Annotated in this window: 12 protein-coding genes; 3 read left to right on the top strand and 9 right to left on the bottom strand. The window is 70.6% G+C overall.

The window, feature by feature from the left end; translation table 11 throughout:
- Positions 1-173: 173 nt before the first annotated feature.
- The 4 genes from WMF45_RS28740 to WMF45_RS28725 form a co-directional block, all read right to left on the bottom strand.
- Complete coding sequence (locus WMF45_RS28740; RefSeq protein WP_437707854.1) at positions 174-2,045, bottom strand: serine/threonine-protein kinase; 1,872 nt, start codon at positions 2,043-2,045, stop codon at positions 174-176.
- Between the two features lie 184 nt (positions 2,046-2,229).
- On the bottom strand, positions 2,230-2,736 hold the full coding sequence (locus tag WMF45_RS28735) for a hypothetical protein (RefSeq protein ID WP_437707852.1): 507 nt from the start codon (positions 2,734-2,736) through the stop codon (positions 2,230-2,232).
- Positions 2,737-3,021: 285 nt separating this feature from the next.
- Entirely contained in the window at positions 3,022-8,052 is a 5,031-nt protein-coding gene (locus WMF45_RS28730) for a HAMP domain-containing protein (protein WP_437707850.1), read from the bottom strand.
- Between the two features lie 532 nt (positions 8,053-8,584).
- Positions 8,585-9,181 carry a hypothetical protein gene (locus WMF45_RS28725; protein ID WP_437707848.1) on the bottom strand — a complete coding sequence of 199 codons (597 nt, stop codon included), beginning with the start codon at positions 9,179-9,181 and terminating at the stop codon, positions 8,585-8,587.
- Positions 9,182-9,594: 413 nt separating this feature from the next.
- Between WMF45_RS28725 and WMF45_RS28720 the strand changes: the two genes are divergently transcribed.
- Together WMF45_RS28720 and WMF45_RS28715 are read left to right on the top strand one after the other, a co-directional pair.
- Positions 9,595-10,776, top strand: coding sequence for a mechanosensitive ion channel family protein (locus WMF45_RS28720; RefSeq protein ID WP_437707846.1), 1,182 nt, complete (start codon positions 9,595-9,597; stop codon positions 10,774-10,776).
- A gap of 418 nt (positions 10,777-11,194) precedes the next feature.
- Positions 11,195-12,319 (top strand): CBS domain-containing protein, encoded by a 1,125-nt coding sequence (locus WMF45_RS28715; protein WP_437707844.1) that lies wholly within the window; start codon positions 11,195-11,197, stop codon positions 12,317-12,319.
- Positions 12,320-12,532: 213 nt separating this feature from the next.
- Here WMF45_RS28715 and WMF45_RS28710 read toward each other — a convergent pair whose 3' ends face one another.
- The 4 genes from WMF45_RS28710 to WMF45_RS28695 all read right to left on the bottom strand — a co-directional run bounded on the left by WMF45_RS28710 (position 12,533) and on the right by WMF45_RS28695 (position 17,191).
- Positions 12,533-13,081, bottom strand: coding sequence for a hypothetical protein (locus WMF45_RS28710; protein WP_012237734.1), 549 nt, complete (start codon positions 13,079-13,081; stop codon positions 12,533-12,535).
- A gap of 10 nt (positions 13,082-13,091) precedes the next feature.
- The gene (locus WMF45_RS28705; protein ID WP_437707842.1) at positions 13,092-13,586 is read right to left on the bottom strand and encodes a YtxH domain-containing protein; all 495 of its coding nucleotides are present in this window, start codon (positions 13,584-13,586) and stop codon (positions 13,092-13,094) included.
- Positions 13,587-13,945: 359 nt separating this feature from the next.
- Positions 13,946-14,518: an OmpA family protein gene (locus tag WMF45_RS28700; protein ID WP_437707840.1), complete on the bottom strand. Its 573-nt coding sequence runs from the start codon at positions 14,516-14,518 to the stop codon at positions 13,946-13,948.
- 129 nt (positions 14,519-14,647) lie between these two features.
- Positions 14,648-17,191 carry a PAS domain S-box protein gene (locus WMF45_RS28695; protein WP_437707838.1) on the bottom strand — a complete coding sequence of 848 codons (2,544 nt, stop codon included), beginning with the start codon at positions 17,189-17,191 and terminating at the stop codon, positions 14,648-14,650.
- Positions 17,192-17,471: 280 nt separating this feature from the next.
- On the opposite strand from WMF45_RS28695, the gene WMF45_RS28690 reads away from it, so the two are divergent.
- Complete coding sequence (locus WMF45_RS28690; RefSeq protein ID WP_437707836.1) at positions 17,472-17,978, top strand: hypothetical protein; 507 nt, start codon at positions 17,472-17,474, stop codon at positions 17,976-17,978.
- A 189-nt stretch (positions 17,979-18,167) separates the two neighbouring features.
- Here WMF45_RS28690 and mug read toward each other — a convergent pair whose 3' ends face one another.
- Positions 18,168-18,680 carry a G/U mismatch-specific DNA glycosylase gene (gene mug / locus WMF45_RS28685; RefSeq protein ID WP_437719595.1) on the bottom strand — a complete coding sequence of 171 codons (513 nt, stop codon included), beginning with the start codon at positions 18,678-18,680 and terminating at the stop codon, positions 18,168-18,170.
- Positions 18,681-18,899 lie beyond the last annotated feature (219 nt).

The following is an 18,899-nucleotide window of genomic DNA, read 5'->3' as shown; positions in this document are numbered from 1 at the left end:
TGTTGAAACCCGGAGAATTTTCACAGGGAGGCGAGGAGGCGGGGAGGAAGAAAGAATGAATTTCTTTCTCTTGCCGTCTCTCGCTCCCCGCCTCCCTGTGAAATTCCTGCTTTTTCTCGTGGTTTCAACCCGTTTGTCGCTTTAGCCCGCCGGCCGGGCCGGCGTCCGGGTCGCTACGGCGCCGCTGGAGCGCTCGAAGAGCCCTCCGCTGCGCCGGCATCCGCGGCCGGCGGCGCCTCCTCGGTGTTCGCCGGACGGTGGACGCCCGGCTCCTTCTCGGCCGCCCCGGCGTCATCGTAGACCTCCACGGCGCTCGTCGGCGCCTCGGCGGCCGGCGGGCAGGCCGCTTCCCCGCCTTCCAGGCCTCCGCCAGCCGCACAGGCGGCGCTCCCTGGCGCGTGCGCCGAGCCGGCGGAGACCGGCTGCGCAGACGAGGCCGGCGCCTCCGCGCCCGCGTTGGGCCCGGACGAGCTGGGCGGCGGGCTCGCCGCTGGCGCCGGCGACTTCCCGGTCGCGGCTGGCGCGTTCGCTGCCGGCGCTGCGATCGCAGCCCGGGCGGCGGCCGCGGCCGGCGCCTGAGGCGCGGGGACCGCGGCCTTCACCGCGCGCGCCGGGCGCGATGTCGTGGGTCCGACCGGCGGCGCCGCGCTCCCCTGCGCCACGCCGGCCGGAAGGGAGCTCACCTCGAGCGATGGCTGCGCCGGAGGCGGCGCCGCGGCGACCATCGCCATGGGCTGGACCAGCGGCGCCGGCGTCGACTCGCCCGCGCGACCCGCCGTGCCCAGCGCGACGCTCCACACCGCCGCTCCCACCAGGGCCACGAGCCCGGCCGCCGCGACGCCGCGGAGCGGAAAGCGCTCCCGCCACGACGAGCGCGGCGACGGAGACGCCGCCCCCGGCAGATTCACCATCGCGGTCGCCTCGGACCACGCGCGCTCCCCGCTCTCCTCGATCCCCTTGCGCTCCACCGCCCCCGGCGCCCTCTGCGCGGCCGTCATGGGCACCTGCAGCTCCAGGGAGTCGTCGGCGCGGCGCGAGTGCAGCGTCGGCACGGAGCTCACCATCATCGGCCGCGGCGACGGCGACGGGATCTGGCTGGCCCGCTCGTCCAGCCATTGCGCGCGGAGCGACGCGCCGCACACGTCCTCCGAGACTCCCCTCGAGACGAGCCACGTCGCGAGCGCGATACCCAGCTCGCGCATGCTCCCCCAGCGATCCGCCGGATCCTTGCGCAGCCCGCGCTCGATGATCGACCACAGCGCCGGATCCGAGCCGCACCGCTCGACGAGCGAGCGCACCGGATCCTGGATGATCGCGCGCAGCGTCCCGAACCCGTGCTCCCCGGCATACGGGGTCTCACCCGCGATCGCCTCGTACAGCATCGTGCAGAGCGCCCAGATGTCCGCGCGATGATCGATGTGGCCTTGCCCGAGCGCCTGCTCCGGCGGCATGTACTGCGGAGTCCCGATCACGGCCGCGCCCGTCGATCCGGACTCGGGCTCGGTCCACGTCACCTTCGCGATCCCGAAATCGACGACCTTGGGCCTTATCCGCCCGTCGCCCTGATTCGCGAGCATCACGTTGTCCGGCTTGAGATCCCGGTGAACGACGCCCCGCTCGTGGGCCGCGTGCATCGCGCTCGCGACCGGCAGCAGGATCGCGAGCGCCACCTCGGGAGCGAGCCGGCGCTCGCGGCAGAGCACGTCCCGGAGGGCCTCGCCCTCCAGGAGCTCCATCACGATGTACGGGGTGCCGCTCGCGGTCTTGCCGAGATCGAAGACACGCACGATCCCGGGATGGCTCAGCTTCGCCGCGGCCCGCGCCTCGCGCAGCAGGCGCTCGGCGATCGCGGGAGAGCGCATCTCCGGCCGCAGCACCTTGATGGCCACATTGGCCTCGAGCGCCGTGTTCGTGGCGACCCAGACAGACCCCATCGCGCCCTCTCCCGCTTTGCGGAGGAGCTGGTACTTCTCGCCCACCACCGTGTCGACCTCGAAGCATTCCCCTGAGGTGTGCTCGAACGCCTGGGTCATGTTGCTCGACATGCGCTCTCCTGCCGTCTGCTCCGGCCATCCGCCGCTCGCCACGCGACGGCACGCGTCGAGTCTGGAGCATCGCGTGTGCCAGGCGATCCGCTCGGGGAGCTCCTGAAACCCTGCACGGGCGCGTCAGCGGCAGCGCGCCTCAGCGAGGCAAGTTGCCACGTGCCTTCCGCCTTCCCGCGACCGCTCAGATGAAGCTGTCGTAAGGACGCCGCTGCGAGCTCTCGCTCCGGACGTCCTCGGCGCCGGCAACCTCGAGGATCAATTCCAGGATCTCTGCGTCTCGCTCGGAGGAAGCATTTACGCCCACGAGGATCGCACCTTGTCGTAGGCCGCTGTCGTAGATGCTCGCCCGGTGCTCGGGAATGCCGGCGCTGACGAGCGCATCGACGAGCCCGCCCGCCGCGCCCGCTCCCGCGAGCGCGGCCTCGATGGGCCCTGCCGCCACGAGCCCCAGGCCGGGGAACACCACGCTCGCGCCGAGCACCACGAGCGCGGTCGAGGCCGCCCCCGCCGCCCCGCCGACGTCCGCCGCCGCGCCCGCGGTTCCGTCCACGGCGCGCTGGTCGCGCCCCGCGTCGCTCATGACAAGGCTGATGGCGTCACGCGTGTATCCGCAGCTCATCACGCGCTCAACCGACCTCTCGGCGTCCGACCATGTCCTGACGAGACCGGTCACCAGCTTTGGCCTCACCTACAGCTCCTTTCCCGACGAAGGTCCTCGCGCGCGCCCTGTCTGTGTTCTGGAAACCCACATCGTCGCAGCAGGCGACAGCAGGCGGCATGCCAGATGAAAATGCGGGGAAATGCTCGGTACTCTGCGCAGTCGATCGTCCGTGTGCCGCACAAGAGCTCGCGCAGGTGCGCCACACTGAGGCGTCGTTGCAACGCAGACGAAACCGCCGGGCGTGCTCGGGGGTGATCGCTCGACGTGATGTGGTGTGTTGTGGGGAGCGGGGGTGACGGAGATGAGGCGAGCTCAGCGATGCAGCCAGATGCGGAGCTGCGCCAGCAGCTGCTCCGTGTCGACCGGCTTCGAGGTGTAGTCGGTCGCGCCTGCCTCCAGGCACTTCTCCCGGTCGCCTTTCATCGCCCTCGCCGTGACGGCGATGATCGGCAGCGTCTGGAATGCCGGCTGTTTGCGGATTGCGCGGATCGTGTCGTATCCGTCCATCTCCGGCATCATGATGTCCATGAGCACGACGTCGATCCCGCTCGTGCTCGCCAGGCGCTCGATGGCGGCCTTCCCCGTGTCGGCGGTGAGGGTGGTCATCCCGTAGCTCTCGAGGACGGTCTTCAGCGCATAGATGTTGCGGAAATCGTCGTCGACGATCAGCGCACACTTGCCGGAGAGCGCCGCGGCCGACTCGTGGAGCTGCTCCACGATGAGCCGCGCCGGCTCCGGCAGATCGGAGACCCGGCGGTGCAGCGCGAGCGTAACCTCGTCGAGCAGGCGCTCTCTCGACTGGACATGCTTCACGGGCAGCTTCTGCGCCAGCCGGGAGAGCTGCGCCTCGTCGTCCCCGGCGACGCCGGCCGGCGCGTACACGATGGCCGTGAGATCGACGAAGCGCCCTGCGCGATCGAGGCGCTCGATGAGCTCGAGGCCGGGCATGTCCGGCAGGCGCAGGTCGAGCAAGATCGCGTCGAACGCCTCGCGATCGAGCGCGTCGAGCGCCTCCTGGGCCGTCGTCGCGCTGGCGACCGTGACCTCCGCGTCCCTGAGCAGCTCGGTCACCGGGGCGAAGGAGGCCTCGTCCGGCGCGACGGCGAGCAGCCGGCGCAGCGGCGAGCCGATCAGCCCGGCGAGCCGCGCGAACGCCTCGTCGAGCGCCGTCCTGCTGCTGAGCGGCTTGTTGAGCAGGCCCACCGCGCCCATCCGCCGCGCTCGGCTCCGCTCCTCCTCCGTCTCTGTCGTGATCACCTGGACAGGGATGTGCCGCGCCGAGAGATCGCGCTTCAGGCCGTCGAGCACGCGCCACCCGTCGACGTCCGGCATGTTGATGTCCAGCGTGATCGCCGCGGGCTGGATCTCTCGCACCAGCGCGAGCGCGGTCGCGCTGCGGAGCGCGACGACCGCCTTGAAGCCGTGCTCCCGCGCGACATCCACGAGGAAGCGGGCGAACACGGTGTCGTTCTCCACGATCAGGATCGCGCGGTCGCCGGGGCGGACGCTCTCGCTGTCGTCGATGATCTGGACGTCCGCGCTCGCGGACGTGCGATCCGACGGCCGGCTGCTGTGGACGGCATCATCGATGGACGGCGGCGCGTCGAGGACGTGAGTCGGCTGCCGCCGCGCCGCCCGCACGGGCCGGAAGGTGCGCGGCAGGTAGAGCGTGAACGTGCTGCCGCGGCCCGGCGCGCTGACCAGCGTGAGATCGCCGCCGAGCATCCCCGCGATCTCCCGGCTGATCGCGAGCCCGAGCCCGGTGCCGCCGTATTTGCGGCTCGTGCTGCCGTCGGCCTGCTGGAACGCCTCGAAGACGATCTGCTGCTTGTCCGGCGCGATCCCGATCCCTGTGTCATGGACGGAGAGCGCGATCACCGCGTCGGCCCGGCTGAGCACTTCGTTCTCACGGCTCCAGCCGCTGCGGGCCACTGTCACCTCCAGGACCACCTTGCCGCGCTCGGTGAACTTGAAGGCGTTGGAGAGCAGGTTCTTGATCACCTGCTGCAGCCGCTTCGCGTCGGTGAACATCGACGCCGGCAGCGTCGACGAGAAGGAGAGCTCGAATTCGAGCTTCTTGGCCTCGGCGACGTGCCGGAACGTGCGGCGCACGTAGTCCGAGAGGTCCGTGAAGCTGATCTCTCCGACGTCGACGACGACGGTGCCCGACTCGATCTTCGTGAGATCGAGGATGTCGTTGATGAGCCCCAGGAGATCGGTCCCTGACGCGTGGATCGTCTTCGCGTACTCGACCTGCCTCGCCGTGAGGTTCTGGTCGTTGTTCCTGGAGAGCTGGTCCGACAGGATGAGGAGGCTGTTCAGCGGGGTCCTGAGCTCATGGGACATGTTCGCCATGAACTCCGACTTGTACTTGGAGGTGAGGGCGAGCTGGCGCGCCTTCTCCTCCAGGGCCTGGCGGGCCTGCTCGACCTCGTGGTTCTTCCGCTCGACCTCCACGTTCTGCTCCGCCAGGAGCCGCGCCTTCTCGCCGAGCGCGGCGTTCGTCTCCTGGAGCTCCTCCTGCTGGCTCTGGAGCTCGCGCGCCAGCGACTGCGACTGCTTGAGCAGGTCCTCGGTGCGCATGTTGGCCTCGATCGTGTTGAGCACGATGCCGATCGACTCGGTGAGCTGGTCGAGGAACGCCTGGTGGGTCGGGCTGAAGCGCTCGAGCGACGCGAGCTCGATGACGGCCTTCACCTGCCCCTCGAAGAGCACCGGCATCACGATGATGTTGACCGGGGGCGCGTCGCCGAGGCCGCTCGTGATCGTGATGTAGTCGTGGGGCGCGTTGACGAGGAGGATCTTCTCCTTCTCGAGCGCGCACTGCCCGACGAGCCCCTCGCCCAGCTTGAACTGGTTGTCGACGTGCTTGCGCTCCTTGAACGCGTAGCTCGCGAGCAGCTTCAGGACGGGCTCCTCCCGGGAAGCATCCATGATGTAAAAGACGCCCTGCTGCGCCGTGACGACGGTGGCGAGCTCGGACAGGATCCTCCGGCCGACGGTGAGCAGATCCTTCTGCCCCTGGAGCATGCGCGAGAACTTGGCGAGGTTGCTCTTGAGCCAGTCCGTCTCGCTGTTCTTCAGCGTCGTGTCCTTGAGGTTCCGGATCATCTCATTGATGTTGTCCTTCAGCGCGGCGACCTCGCCCTGCGCCTCGACCTTGATGGACCGGGTGAGATCGCCCTTGGTCACGGCGGTGGCGACCTCGGCGATCGCGCGCACCTGCGTGGTGAGGTTCGCCGCGAGCTGGTTCACGTTGTCGGTGAGGTCCTTCCACGTGCCGGCCGCGCCGGGCACGCTCGCCTGCCCGCCGAGCTTGCCCTCGACGCCGACCTCGCGCGCCACCGTCGTCACCTGATCCGCGAACGTCGCGAGCGTCTCGATCATGCCGTTGATCGTGTCCGCGAGCGCGGCGATCTCCCCCTTGGCGTCGACGACCAGCTTGCGCTTGAGATCGCCGTTGGCGACCGCGGTCACGACCTTGGCGATGCCGCGCACCTGGTTCGTCAGGTTGCCGGCCATCGAGTTCACGTTGTCGGTGAGGTCCTTCCAGGTGCCTGCGACGCCGCGGACGTCGGCCTGCCCGCCGAGCTTTCCCTCGGTGCCGACCTCGCGGGCGACGCGGGTGACCTCGGAGGCGAAGGAGCGGAGCTGATCGACCATCGTGTTGATGGTGTTCTTGAGCTCCAGGATCTCGCCCTTCACGTCGACCGTGATCTTCTCGGAGAGATCGCCGTTGGCGACGGCGGTGGTGACGGCGGCGATGTTGCGCACCTGGGAGGTGAGGTTGCCGGCCATCGAGTTGACGGAGTCGGTGAGGTCCTTCCAGGTGCCTGCGACGCCGCGGACGTCGGCCTGCCCGCCGAGCTTTCCCTCGGTGCCGACCTCGCGGGCGACGCGGGTGACCTCGGAGGCGAAGGAGTTGAGCTGGTCGACCATCGTGTTGATGGTGTTCTTGAGCTCCAGGATCTCGCCCTTCACGTCGACGGTGATCTTCTTCGAGAGATCGCCCTTGGCGACGGCGGTTGTGACGGTCGCGATGTTGCGCACCTGGGCCGTGAGGTTCGACGCCATCGAGTTGACGGAGTCGGTGAGGTCCTTCCAGGTGCCTGCGACGCCGCGGACGTCGGCCTGCCCGCCGAGCTTTCCCTCGGTGCCGACCTCGCGGGCGACGCGGGTGACCTCGGAGGCGAAGGAGTTGAGCTGGTCGACCATCGTGTTGATGGTGTTCTTGAGCTCCAGGATCTCGCCCTTGACGTCGACGGTGATCTTCTTCGAGAGATCGCCGTTGGCGACGGCGGTGGTGACGGCGGCGATGTTGCGCACCTGGGAGGTGAGGTTGCCGGCCATCGAGTTGACGGAGTCGGTGAGGTCCTTCCAGGTGCCTGCGACGCCGCGGACGTCGGCCTGCCCGCCGAGCTTTCCCTCGGTGCCGACCTCGCGGGCGACGCGGGTGACCTCGGAGGCGAAGGAGCGGAGCTGATCGACCATCGTGTTGATGGTGTCCTTGAGCTCCAGGATCTCGCCCTTCACGTCGACGGTGATCTTCTTCGAGAGATCGCCCGTGGCGACGGCGGTGGTGACGGCGGCGATGTTGCGCACCTGGGAGGTGAGGTTGCCGGCCATCGAGTTGACGGAGTCGGTGAGGTCCTTCCAGCTGCCCGCGACGCCGCGGACATCGGCCTGCCCGCCGAGCTTTCCCTCGGTGCCGACCTCTCGGGCGACGCGGATGACCTCGGAGGCGAAAGAGCCGAGCTGCTCGACCATCGTGTTGACGGTCTTGGCGGTCCGGAGGAACTCGCCGTCGAGCGGCCTGCCGTCCACCTCGAGGGCCATCGTCTGCGAGAGATCGCCCTTGGCCACGGCGCCGATGACGCGCGCCGTCTCGGCGGTGGGGTGGACGAGATCGCCGATCAGGGCGTTGATGCACGCGATCTCGTCGGCCCAGGCGCCGCTCACCTCGCCGATGAAGGCACGCTGGGAGAGCTTGCCCTCCTTGCCCACCGCGCGGCTCAGGCGGTCGAGCTCCTTCGCGAGCTTCTCGTTGCGCTCGACGACATCGTTGAACGTGTCGGCGATCTTCCCGTCGAGCCCGAGCCAGTGGACGGGCAGCCGCACCGAGAAATCGCCCTTCTTCAGGCCCGTCAGCGACATCAGCAGCGTCCGCCGGTCGAGCTCGTCGCTCTCGAGCGGCGCGGCGGCCCGGGGGCGCTCGGCCGGGCGGGCCTTCCTCGCGCGCGCGGCGCCGTCCTGCAGCCCATCCCCGGACGCGGCCTTCTTGCTCTTGCCATTGCCGGCTCTCGCCTTGCGGGCCGCCTTGTCGAGGTCGCTTCGCTGCTCCATGCCGCTGTTCTCCTGGTCCCGCCTGCGGGCAGGACCGATCGGTCACCAAGGGAAATGAGCGCGCGCCCCGGGCGCGGAGGGGCCCAGGGGCGCTGGAGGCCGTCGGACCCGGTGCCCCGGCGTGATCCCAGGGCGCCGCGCGAGAGGACGGCAGGAGGACAGGCCCTCTCGCCTGGATGGCGGTCTCATCGGTCGAGGCTGCGCTGGGGCTCTGCGAGACGCTTCCCGCCGCCGAGGAGCGGCGCCCTCGCTGATAGGCCGCGAGGCGGCCGTCGGGGTCCCCTCGGGTTCAGGCTTCATGGCACGTCGGCCATGCGCTTCTGCTCCCACCGCGCAGCAGCATGGGCTCGTATTACTAGCTGGCGCTCAGCCGGGCAAGCTTCGCGCCACGCGCGGCACGCAGCGCGCGCGTACGGCGCGCAAGGCGCGCGTGTCCGCGGCGCGCGGTCGGCCGAGCGCGCGCGGGAGGCCGCGGCGGGACACCGGGGGAAGGGGCCGCTGCGCCGGCGCGGCGGCCCTCCGAGCCGGCGCCTCAGGCCACGTCGGATTTGGGCGAGCGGCGCCTCGTCGGGAGATCGCTCGGCTTGTTGCGCGGCGTGATGATGCTGTAACGCCCTGCCTCTCCCACCCTCTCATGGACGCCCGACTCCATGGGATCTCTCGCAGTCCTGAGCGGCGGCAGCCATCGCGACACGTTCGCGAGGCACGAGGTGCGCTCGGGAAAGGGGGAGTGACGGGGGGGCGGCCTCTCCGTCGCACCGCGCAGCGGCCGCTCCGATGCGGCGTCGTGCGTCCGCTCTTCGGCGGCGTCATACGGCCGCTCCGGTGGCCCATCATACGGCCGTTCCACGGCGGTCTCATACGGCCGCTCCGCGGCGGCGTCGCACGGCCGCTCCGGGGTCGCGTTGTGCGTCCGCTCCGAGGGGGATCCGTGCGGCGGTGCGAACGGGGCGGCGCTCTGCGCAGGGAGCGTGCCGGAGGACGCGCGCCGCTTCGCGGTCGTCGCGGCGATCCGGTGCCGGAGATCCTCGACGTGCCTCGCGAGCCGCTCGGTCTCCTGCGTGAGCCGCGTGAAATCCTCCTCGGTGAGCCGAGTGAAATCATCGACCTGGCTTCTGCGCTCTGACATAAACGATCCTTTGCCGCGTCTCGTCAGCCGATCTCGACGCCCCGTCGGCTCCGCTGCACCTCCCGTTGCGTGTGCACACCGCATGCCGCGCCGCTCGGGTCGGTCGCACGCACCCGGCGGAGGTCGAGCGACGCTGGTGCGGATCGCCGCAACGGGGCGCGCCTGCCTCCATCCGTCCTCGCGATCTCTTGTCGGCGAGCGGCGGGGATCTGGCCGGACACGCGGGGGAGGGTTCGGCGGCACGCCCTGTGCCGTCGGGACGCCACACACACACAATGGATGAGCCCGGCGTGCCTTGCTCGGTCGCAGACCTCTCCGCCGCTCTCCAGAGCGCGGCGGGGAGGCCCGTGTCCCCGGGGCTCCAGGCCACGGAGGGGCGCGGGGCGCTGGTGCGCTGGTGAAGGAATGGACGCATGCAGAACTCGTACGTTGAATCGCTCGGCGCCCGGCTGGGGATCCCGGGGGATGGACTGTGGCCGTGGGTGATCGTCGCGGCGAGCGTTCCGGTCGGCTTCGGGCTCGCTCGGATCGCCGCGGGCGTCTTCCGGCGCGCCGGTTCGGTCGTCGCGCGACGGACCGCGACGCCGTGGGACGAAAAGACACTCGACGCGGCAATCGGCCCCGTGACCCTTTGTCTCGGGGTCGTCCTGACAGCGGGCCTCGCCAAGCTCACGCGCCTCGGCCAGGGCCTCGTGAGCGATCTGCGCTCGCTCCTCTCGGCGCTGTTCATCGGCGGGGTGGCGTGGCTCCTTCTGCGCATTGTGGGGATCCTCACGGAGGTGCTGGACGCGCGCGCCGTGCGTCACCTCGAGGAGGGGAGCGAGTCGTCCCGCGGGCTCCGCACGCAGGCGCGCGTGCTCGAGCGGGTCGCGCGGGTGCTCATCGTGATCGTGGCGAGCGCGCTCGTGCTCCTGAACTTCGAGGCGGTGAGGAACGTCGGCGTCTCGTTGCTGGCGTCGGCCGGCATCGCGGGCGTCGTGCTCGGCCTCGCGGCGCAGAAGCCGGTCGGCGCGATCCTGTCGGGCCTCCATATCCTGTTCACCCGGCCCATCGATCTCGGCGACAAGGTCGTGGTGGACGGCGAGTTCGGGACGATCGAGGAGATCCGGCTGACCCACGTGGTCGTGAAGATCTGGGACGAGCGGCGGCTCATCGTCCCGACGGCGAGGCTCCTGGACCAGTCGTTTCAGAACTGGACGAAGCACGGGGCGGAGAAGCTGGGCACCGTCGAGCTCCACGTGGATTACCGGACCCCGGTGGACGCCCTGCGGCGGCACTTCGAGTCGATCCTCCCGAGCAGCGAGCTCTGGGATGAGCGCGTGAAGGCTGTTCAGGTCACGAATGTGACAGAGCGCACGATCGAGGTGCGTTTGCTCGTCTCGGCGCGCGATCCTGGGCAGCTGTTCGATCTGCGGTGCTGGCTTCGCGAGGAGATGCTCCGCTGGGTCCAGGAGCTGGATGGCGGCGCGTACCTGCCGCAGGAGCGTTTGACCCGGAGCGCCTCTCTCTCGGAAGCGGCAGAGGGTCGTGGTCCGGCCTCGGGCCGCGCGCGCCGGGCTGGAGCGGGCGACAGGCTGCCCGATGTGGCGCCGTGACGGCGTGCGCCCACCATGTAGCGGAACGCCACACCGCGGCATTCAGGCGACGTGCGATGAGCCCGGCGCATGCGCTGCGCGCCTCGGGAGTGTCGGAGGCCGGTCCAGGCTCTGCCGCAGGCGCTCCGACGCGATGACGACGCGATGACGATCAGCGCCGCGGAATAGCCCTTCAGGCCAGTCGCGCCCTCCCTGAACGCCAGAATGGCTCCGCGCGCCGCTCCCTTGCAGGTGAGGCGCAGGAAATCGGCACGTGATTTGCAGTAAAATCAGAAAGATCTGGGACAAGTGCCCGTCAGCCGAGCCGTCGATCGTGCGACGAGGTGTTCGCCACGCCCCGGGGGAGGAGGCAGTGGCACGTCGGAACTGCGCCTCGCGCCATGTGCAGGTGCCTGCGGGAACCCAGGAGCAAGACACCATGAAGTCGGTCATCAGGATCACGCGGCTCGGCGGTGTTGATGTGTTTGCGCATGCGGCGTTCGGCGTGCTGCTCCCGATCGGGGCGCTCCAGTGGGGAGCGCGGCACGGCTGGAGCGGCGTGCTCTTCGGCTGCGCGCTGGGCGCGGCGCTGCTCGGGTGCGTGGCGTTGCAGGCGCTCGTGCGTGGGATCGTGGCGAGGCAGCTCGGGCTGAGGCTGCGCGAGATCCAGCTCTCGCCGCTCGGCCCGATCGTCAGCCGCTCGCGTCCTGCTGTGGGACGGGCGCAGGGCCGCGCGCTCGGCCTCGCGGCGAACGTGGCCTTCGCAGCGCTCTTCGTGCTGGCCGTCGAGGCCCGGGGCGGGGTGGGCGAGCTCGGGTGGATCTCGGTCCTTCAGGCCGCCGAAGCGCCCTCGCGCGAGGCCGCGATCGTGTGGCTCGCCAGCGCGAACCTGGGGATCGCCCTGCTCGGCCTGCTGCCGGCGTTGCCGCTCGAGGCGGGGCGCGCGTTGCGCGAGGCGCTCTCGCCGCTCACGGGCGCCTGGCTCGCGACGTCGATGACGGCGGCGCTCGGGCAAGCGGCGGCGGCGGTGCTGTTCTTCATGGGCCTGTTCGGCGGTCAGCTCGTCGTGGCCGCGCTGTCGGCGCTCCTCTTCGTGGAGGCGCGGCGGGAGTGGCGCGCGGCGCAGGCGGTGATGGCGCCCGCGGCGCCGCCCGAAGAGCCTCAGAGCGAGGGCAGGGCGGTCCAGCTGTGGCCTGGCGAGCTCGTGGGCGACGCCGCGCGGCGGATCCTCGCGAGCCAGGAGCCGGATTTCCCGGTCGTCTACGAGGACCGCGTGATCGGGGTCGTGACGCGCACGGACGTCATGCGCGCGCTGGCCGCCGGCAAGGAGGGGTCGTTCATCGCATGGATCATGCGCTGCGATGTGCCCCGGGTGGCGGCGGACGTGTCGCTCGACGAGGTGGGGCGGCAGATGATCGAGAAGAACACGCCGGTGGTCGCCGTCTTCGACGGAGAGAGCTACCTCGGGCTCGTCAAGCACTCGGACATCGCGGGCGCGCTCACGCGCGGGCGCGGGGGTCGGCTCGGGAGGATCCACCTGGCTCCTCAGGTCGGCTCGGCCTAACAGCGTTAACCATTTCGCGCCGCGTCCTCCCACCTCCGAACGTTTACGTTGACGTTCACGTTGGTGACCGACGGTGGGGCCTCGGCGGGATGCCCGTCCCCTCCGGGATCGCGAGGTAAAGGGCGAGCGTGGTTCCGGATACAACAACGCTCGAGCGAAGCGCCCCGCCAACCCGGAGAGGGGGGGCGGGGCGCTTGTCGGGAACCGCGAAGCTCAATCGCCTCGAACGAAATTGAGCTTGAAGGAGACCACGAGCACGAGCGCGTCCTGACTGATGCGGCGCTTGCCCCAGGCGACCCCGATGTGCAGCCCCTCGATCGGATCGAGGTTGGAGGGGAGCCCCACGGTGTGCGTGAGCGTCTTCGTGAAGTTCCACTCAGGCCGCTTGTTCGCGAGGGCCGCGTTGACCGCCTTCATGACGGTGTGGTCGAGGATCGAGGGGATCCCGCGGATGTCCGCCTCCTCGAGCTCGACGTTGAACGCCAGGACACTCCCCTTGTTCCTCTCGATGATCTCGGGGCAAATCAGCACCTTGAGCTCATCGAGCCGGATGGTGGGGTTGACGCCCGCGATGGACCACTGGAGCTCCGCCGGGCACGTGACCCGCAAGCCCAGGTCGTCGGCCAGGGCAATCTCGGTCGCCTTGCCCAGGTACAGCCAGCGATCGGTCGTCTCGTCGTCGTCCAGGTGGATCTTCACCGGGAGGAACTCGCCCAGGATCTGCGCGAGATCCTCCCGCGTGATGATGGCTTCGAGCCACACAGCCAGCGCCTCAGCTCAGGTGATGGCCGCTCTCGCCGCCGTGGGACAGCCCAGCTCCCTCGATGCCGTAATGCGAGTTCGCGGAGCTCGCGTCGGACGGCGCGACCGCGCCCTTCACCGCGTCGACCGCGCTGCCGACCTTGTCCTGGACCTTGCGCTCGGCCTGCGTCGCCTGACGCTTCAGGCCGTCGAGGCGGGTCAGGAGCTCGCGGCGCAGCGCCTCGCCCGACGTCGGCGAGAGCAGCAGGGCCACGCCCGCGCCCACCGCGAGGCCGGCGCCGAAGAGGCCGAGCGCCGTGAGCGGGCTCCGCTTGCGCGAGAGCCCGACCCAGCCGAGCACGTCGTCGAAGCCGAGCGCCCCGACCGTGGCGGCGACGCCGACGACCGCCTTCGCGACGTCGAACGCCGTCGTCCTGGCCGCCGTCGCGGCGACGCCCGCGCCGGTAGCCGCCGACTCAACCACACCCTTCGCAGTCCCCACCGCGTTGCTCATTCGGTTCGTCATGGCTCTTGTCTCCTCGTGACGGACACGACATCCGCCGGTTCGTGTCAGGAAACCATTGCAGGGCCCGGACCAACCGAGAGCTTGCGCCCAGAGCGCCTGTTCCCGAGGCCGCGGAGCGCCGCCGTGGCGCCTGCGTGACGAAACGCCACAGCTGTCGTGACGCGCCTCGGGCGCAACACGCGCCGTGAGACGAGCGCCGGTGGTGAACCAAGGGCCGCGGCGCGCGGCGCCGTCGCCAACGGAATAGGTGGAATTGGAGGAAGAGAGCGGCCCTGCCGAGAGGGAGAGAGCCAGCTGCAGCGCCGCTCCGGCAGGGCTCCGAGCCGCGTCCGCCGAGCGGGCGAACGGGCGAGCGCGCGTCACCGAGGGGCATGGGCGACGCCGATCAGCGCGACGTCGACCCTGCGATCATAGCCATAGGAGTACATCGGTTGAGCTCCGACCGCCCCGGCGGCGCCCGTCGCGCGCGTCGTGATGCGATCCGCGGGGATGCCCTCCTCCACGAGGATCTCCTTCACCCGCGCGGCGCGGCGGAGCGAGAGATCCTGGTTGTACGCAGGGGTGCCGCGCGGATCGGCGCGGCCGACGAGCTCGATCCTCGCGCCCTTCAGGCTCGATGAGAGCAGGCAGTCGACGAGCGCCCGGAGCTCCACGTGCTCTTGCGGGAGCGGCTCGGAGGAGTCGAAGGCGAAGCTCGTCTTGGGCAGGCGGCAGACGTCGGCGATGTCGGCCCCGAGGGTGAGGCCGATGAACCGATCTTCGCCTTCCCTGAGATCGGGCCATTCGACCTTGTAGACTCCATCCGGGCCCGGGTTCGGCAACCTCGGCTCGGTCCGAGCCTGCTGCGGGGGAGGTGCCGCGGCGCACGCGGTGAACAGCGAGAGCGCAAGCGCGCCCAGGCAGAGCCTGGGCAGGTTGGACATCGACAGCATGTGAACCCTCCTTTCGAGGTCGGCCGCGATAGGCCGCCTCGTGTTCCGAGGAGGTTGTTCAAGCTCCGTGCCTGTCCGGCGATCGAGGCGTTTCGCCGCGCGCCACGCCCCGCGCTCGAGGCGGGCTCATCAGGGGGATGAAGGCTCTCTGGCCTCGAGCTTGGGCCAGGTGAACCGGAACGTGGCGCCGGCGCCGACAGCGGACTCGACCCAGGCGCGCCCGCCCTTGCTCTGGACGATCTTCTGCACGACCGACAGGCCGATGCCGGTGCCCTCGACCTTGTCGCGCGCCTTCAGCGTCTGAAAGATGCCCCAGATGCGGTCGTGGTACTCGGGTGCGATGCCCGCCCCGTTGTCGGAGACCGAGAACTCCCAGAACGGCCCGGCGTCGCGCGCGCTGATCCGGACCTCCGGATCGGCGCCCCCGGCGTGCTTCAGCGCGTTGCCGATCAGGTTCAAAAACGTCTGCTGGAGCGGAGCGCGCTCCGTGACGAGGACGGGCATGTCGGGGGCGATCTCCACGAGCGTCTCCGGCGGGGGCGCGAGCAGCTCGATGATCTCCCGGAGGAGCTTGCCGACGTCGATCGCCTCGGGCTTCTCGCGGGCGCGGCCCGCCCGCGAGTAGCTCAGGATCCCGTCGATGAGGTTCTCGAGCCGGTGGACGCGCCCGCGCAGCAGATCGAGCTGCTTGCGGCTCTCGGCCGTCATCTTGTCGTTCAGGTCCTCCTCGATCCACTGCGAGAGGTTGGCGATGCCCCTGAGCGGCGCCTTGAGGTCGTGGCTCGTGACGTACGCGAACTGATCGAGCTCCTTGTTGCTGCGCTCCAGCGCCTGGACGAGCCGCTGCCGCTCCTCCTCGGCGCGCTTCTGATCGTCGATGTCCGTGTACGTGCCGAACCAGCGGACGATGCGGCCCGACCCGTCGCGCGCGGCGACCGCCCGGCCGATGAACCAGCGGTACACGCCGTCCGCGCGCCGGAGCCGGCACTGGCTCTCGTACGGCTCGCCCGTGCGGAGCGCCTCCCGGAAGGCCTCGATCGCCCGCTCGTGCTCGTCGGCGTGGATGATCCGGCTCCAGCCCTCGCCGCCGGTGTCCTCCGCGGTGAGCCCCGTGTAGTCGTACCAGCGCCGGTTGAAATACTCGTGGTGGCCGTCCGGGCGGTTCGTCCACACGAGCTGCGGCATCGTCTCGGCGAGCAGCCGGAACTGCGCCTCGCTGTGCTTCAGCTCCTCCGCGAGCGTCTCGACCTCCTTGCGCACGGTGACCTCGCGCTCGAAGAGGAGGGCGTTGTCGACGCTGAGGGCGGCGCGCCGGGCGAGCTCCTCGGCGAACTGCACGTCGACCTTCGTGTAGTGCCGGCCCGACTCGGCGTGCGCGAGCGTGATCGCGCCGAGGACGCGGCCGCGCGCCGCCAGCGGCACGACCAGGTACGACCGGAGGCCGAGCTCGCGCGCCATCCGGAGGTGCTCCTCGTCCCGCGCGTTCTCGACGAGCAGGGAGTCCGGGATCTCGGAGGCCCACTCGACCTCGCCCGTCCGGAGCACCTTCGGCACACCCCGGCTCGCCGCGGGATCGACAGGATAGCTCTGCTCGATCCGGCGGACGAGCTCCACCTTCTGAGGGTCGGTGTGCTGGACGGCGACGCGCTGGATCGCGCCGTCCTGGCCCTGGATGTCCACGGCGCACCAGTCGGCGAGGAGCGGGACGACGAGCCGGGCGAGCTGCCCGAGCGTCTCGCGGAAGTCGAGCGAAGACGAGAGGATCTCGCCCGCGCCGGCGAGGAGGCTGACGTTGGCCTCGGCGCGCTTGCGCTCGCTGATGTCGAGCACGTAGGTGAGGTTGCGCCGCTGCGTCTCGATGCGCGCGGACCCGACGAGGACCGCCACGCGCTTGCCGTCCTTGCGGATGTACTCCTTCTCGAACTGCCTCGTGACGCCGTGGAGGCTCAGCTCGTTGACCGCGTCGTGGTGGACATGCTCGTACTCCGGCGGGGAGAGCTCCTGCCAGCTGAGCAGGCCCGCCTTGAGGTCCTCGCGGGTGTAGCCGACCATCGAGAGGAAGCAGTCGTTCGCCTCGATGACGCGCCCTTCGTAGTCGCTGAAGAGCAGGCCCATCATGCTGGTGTCCATGATGCGCCGGAACACCTCGTCGCTCGCCTGGCGCTCCAGCTGGCGGAGCGTGGCCTCCTGCCGCTTGATCTGCTCGGCCCTCCGGTGCAGCTCGACGAAGACCGCCACCTTGGCGCGGAGGATGTCGGGATTGAACGGCTTGAGTACGTAGTCGACCGCGCCCTCGCGATAGCCGCGATACCGTCGGTCCTCGTCCTCCGGCAGCCCCGAGATGAAGATGATCGGCGTGTGCCTCGCCCGATCGAGCCCCCTCACGCGGGCGGCCGTCTCGAAGCCGTCGATTCCGCGCATCTTCACGTCCATGAGGATCAGCGCGAACTCCTCGCGGTTGAGGTGTTCCAGCGCCTCCTCGCCGGATTGCGCGGTGACGAGCCGCTGGCGCAGCGGATCGAGCACGGCCTCGAGGGCGAGGAGGTTCGCGCGGTGATCGTCGACGAGCAGGATGCTCGCCACCGGCTCGGACGGAGCGGACGGGAGGGGAGTGCCCGGCTGGACCGAGGACTTCACCTGAAGCGGGCTCAGCCCTGGCTTTCGGTCGGGCATGACGAAGACGGTTAACGGCGCCCGGACCTTCTGGCAAGCGAAAGCGGCGCTCGCGTGGCGAGGGCCATTCTCCTGCTCGAAGCGGGCATCTCCGGCTCGCCGCGGCGCCTCCAGCGCGCAGCGACACGGCCGCGCGGGATCGGGCTCCGCGCGCCACGCTGTGGCGATCCGTCACGCGCGCCGAACGGAGCGGACCGTCGTGGATGCGGCGCCGCGACGCCGCGACCAGCAGCGCGTGGCTGGCATGGGGCCTGCTGGACGTGCCGCAGAGGGAGCACGTATGCGATTCGGACTCAAGCTGGCTTCATTCGTGGGAGCGCTCGCGGGTGCGCTGCTGCCGTCGCCGGCGGCGGCGGCCGACGGAGCGGGGCTCTTCGCGCTCCCGCCGGGCCGGCTCGACGCGGCGGACGTCGCGGGGATGCCGACCTCCGAGCCGCCTGCGATGTCCGGAGCGACGTTCGTCGATCTGATGACGCGCGCGGTGATGGCCGTGCTGGCGCCGCCTCCGTCGGAGCTCCGCGTGGCGCCCCTCGTGGGCCGAGGTGGGGGCGGAGGGCTCCGCCTCGTGCTGCCCGTGTGCGAGGACGGTTGTTCGCGTTACGCGTCCCGCGCCGTCTTGCTCGTCGCGCAGAGCGCGCCCGACTCGCCGTTCGCGTGGCTCGCCGCGGTGACCAACCGCGGCGGGCGATCGCCCGAGGGGCCGCCCGGCCTCGCGGCCGTCCGGGAAGAGGCCCGCCGCGCGCGCGCGAAGGTGCCTCAGGAGGAGGCGAGCGCGCTGCCCGAGTAGGCGCGCCGGCGAGTCACGCCGCGAGTGCGCGCCAGGAGACCGCGTGTCTGTCCGCCATGTCCGCCCTGTCCGCCGCTGAGCTGGCCTGAAGCGGAGGAGCCGAGTCGGCGCAGGACGAATGTCGCGCGGGGCGGCGGCGGCAGGCTCGATCTTCCCCTCGGGGGATCGGCGCCGGCGCGCGTCCGCCGCTCACCGCGAGGCCCGGGTCGACGTGACCGCCTCGTGGAGGGCGCGGAACATCGCCGCGAGCCTGTCCGGCTGGTAGCTGGCGTTGAGCCCGCTGGGGTTCGGCAGCACCCAGAGCCGCGTTGCGCCGAGCGTCTCTGTCTGGGGGCCGGGCACGGCGCGGGGCCTGCCGAATGCGCCTCGGTAGGCGCCAATCCCGAGCACGGCGAGGAAGCGAGGACGGTAGCGCCGCACCGTGGTCTCGAGCCGCCGCCCGCCCGCGGCGAGCTCCTCGGCGGACAGCTCGTCCGCCGAGGCGGTCGCGCGCTCGACCACGTTGGTGATCCCATACCCCAGATCGAGCAGCTCGCGCTCCTCGGACGGGGAGAGCACGCGATCGGTGAATCCGCCGGCGTGCAGCGCCGGCCAGAACCGGTTGCCGGGGCGGGCGAAGTTGTGCCCGACGGCGGCGGTGTAGAGGCCCGGGTTGATGCCGCAGAAGAGGACGTCGAGGTCCGGGGCGATGACGTCCGGCACCGTCTTGCCGGCGGCGGCGAGGAGCTCGTCGCGGGTGGGTCGTCGGGGTCGGGGAGGGGAGTGCACAGGCTTTCCGGGCGGGCGCAGGGCGCCGCGGCTGCAGCTTACGACTCCGCCGCGCGAAGGAGCGCGGAAGCCGAGGGCGAGGAGCGCGGGAGCGCGGGAGCCGGGGACGACGGGCGCCGTCGGGGGCGAGGACGCGGCCGCCGGGGGCGAGGA

Source organism: Sorangium sp. So ce448, assembly GCF_051520915.1.
GTDB lineage: Bacteria > Myxococcota_A > Polyangia > Polyangiales > Polyangiaceae > Sorangium > Sorangium cellulosum_B.
This window is presented reverse-complemented; position numbering and strand designations above follow the sequence as displayed.

Bases quoted from the DNA above. Each gene is read 5' to 3' on its own strand.
- WMF45_RS28740 (WP_437707854.1), bottom strand. From the start codon at position 2,045: ATGTCGAGCAACATGACCCAGGCGTTCGAGCACACCTCAGGGGAATGC.
- WMF45_RS28730 (WP_437707850.1), bottom strand. From the start codon at position 8,052: ATGGAGCAGCGAAGCGACCTCGACAAGGCGGCCCGCAAGGCGAGAGCC.
- WMF45_RS28725 (WP_437707848.1), bottom strand. From the start codon at position 9,181: ATGTCAGAGCGCAGAAGCCAGGTCGATGATTTCACTCGGCTCACCGAG.
- WMF45_RS28720 (WP_437707846.1), top strand. From the start codon at position 9,595: ATGCAGAACTCGTACGTTGAATCGCTCGGCGCCCGGCTGGGGATCCCG.
- WMF45_RS28715 (WP_437707844.1), top strand. From the start codon at position 11,195: ATGAAGTCGGTCATCAGGATCACGCGGCTCGGCGGTGTTGATGTGTTT.
- WMF45_RS28705 (WP_437707842.1), bottom strand. From the start codon at position 13,586: ATGACGAACCGAATGAGCAACGCGGTGGGGACTGCGAAGGGTGTGGTT.
- WMF45_RS28700 (WP_437707840.1), bottom strand. From the start codon at position 14,518: ATGCTGTCGATGTCCAACCTGCCCAGGCTCTGCCTGGGCGCGCTTGCG.
- WMF45_RS28695 (WP_437707838.1), bottom strand. From the start codon at position 17,191: ATGCCCGACCGAAAGCCAGGGCTGAGCCCGCTTCAGGTGAAGTCCTCG.
- WMF45_RS28690 (WP_437707836.1), top strand. From the start codon at position 17,472: ATGCGATTCGGACTCAAGCTGGCTTCATTCGTGGGAGCGCTCGCGGGT.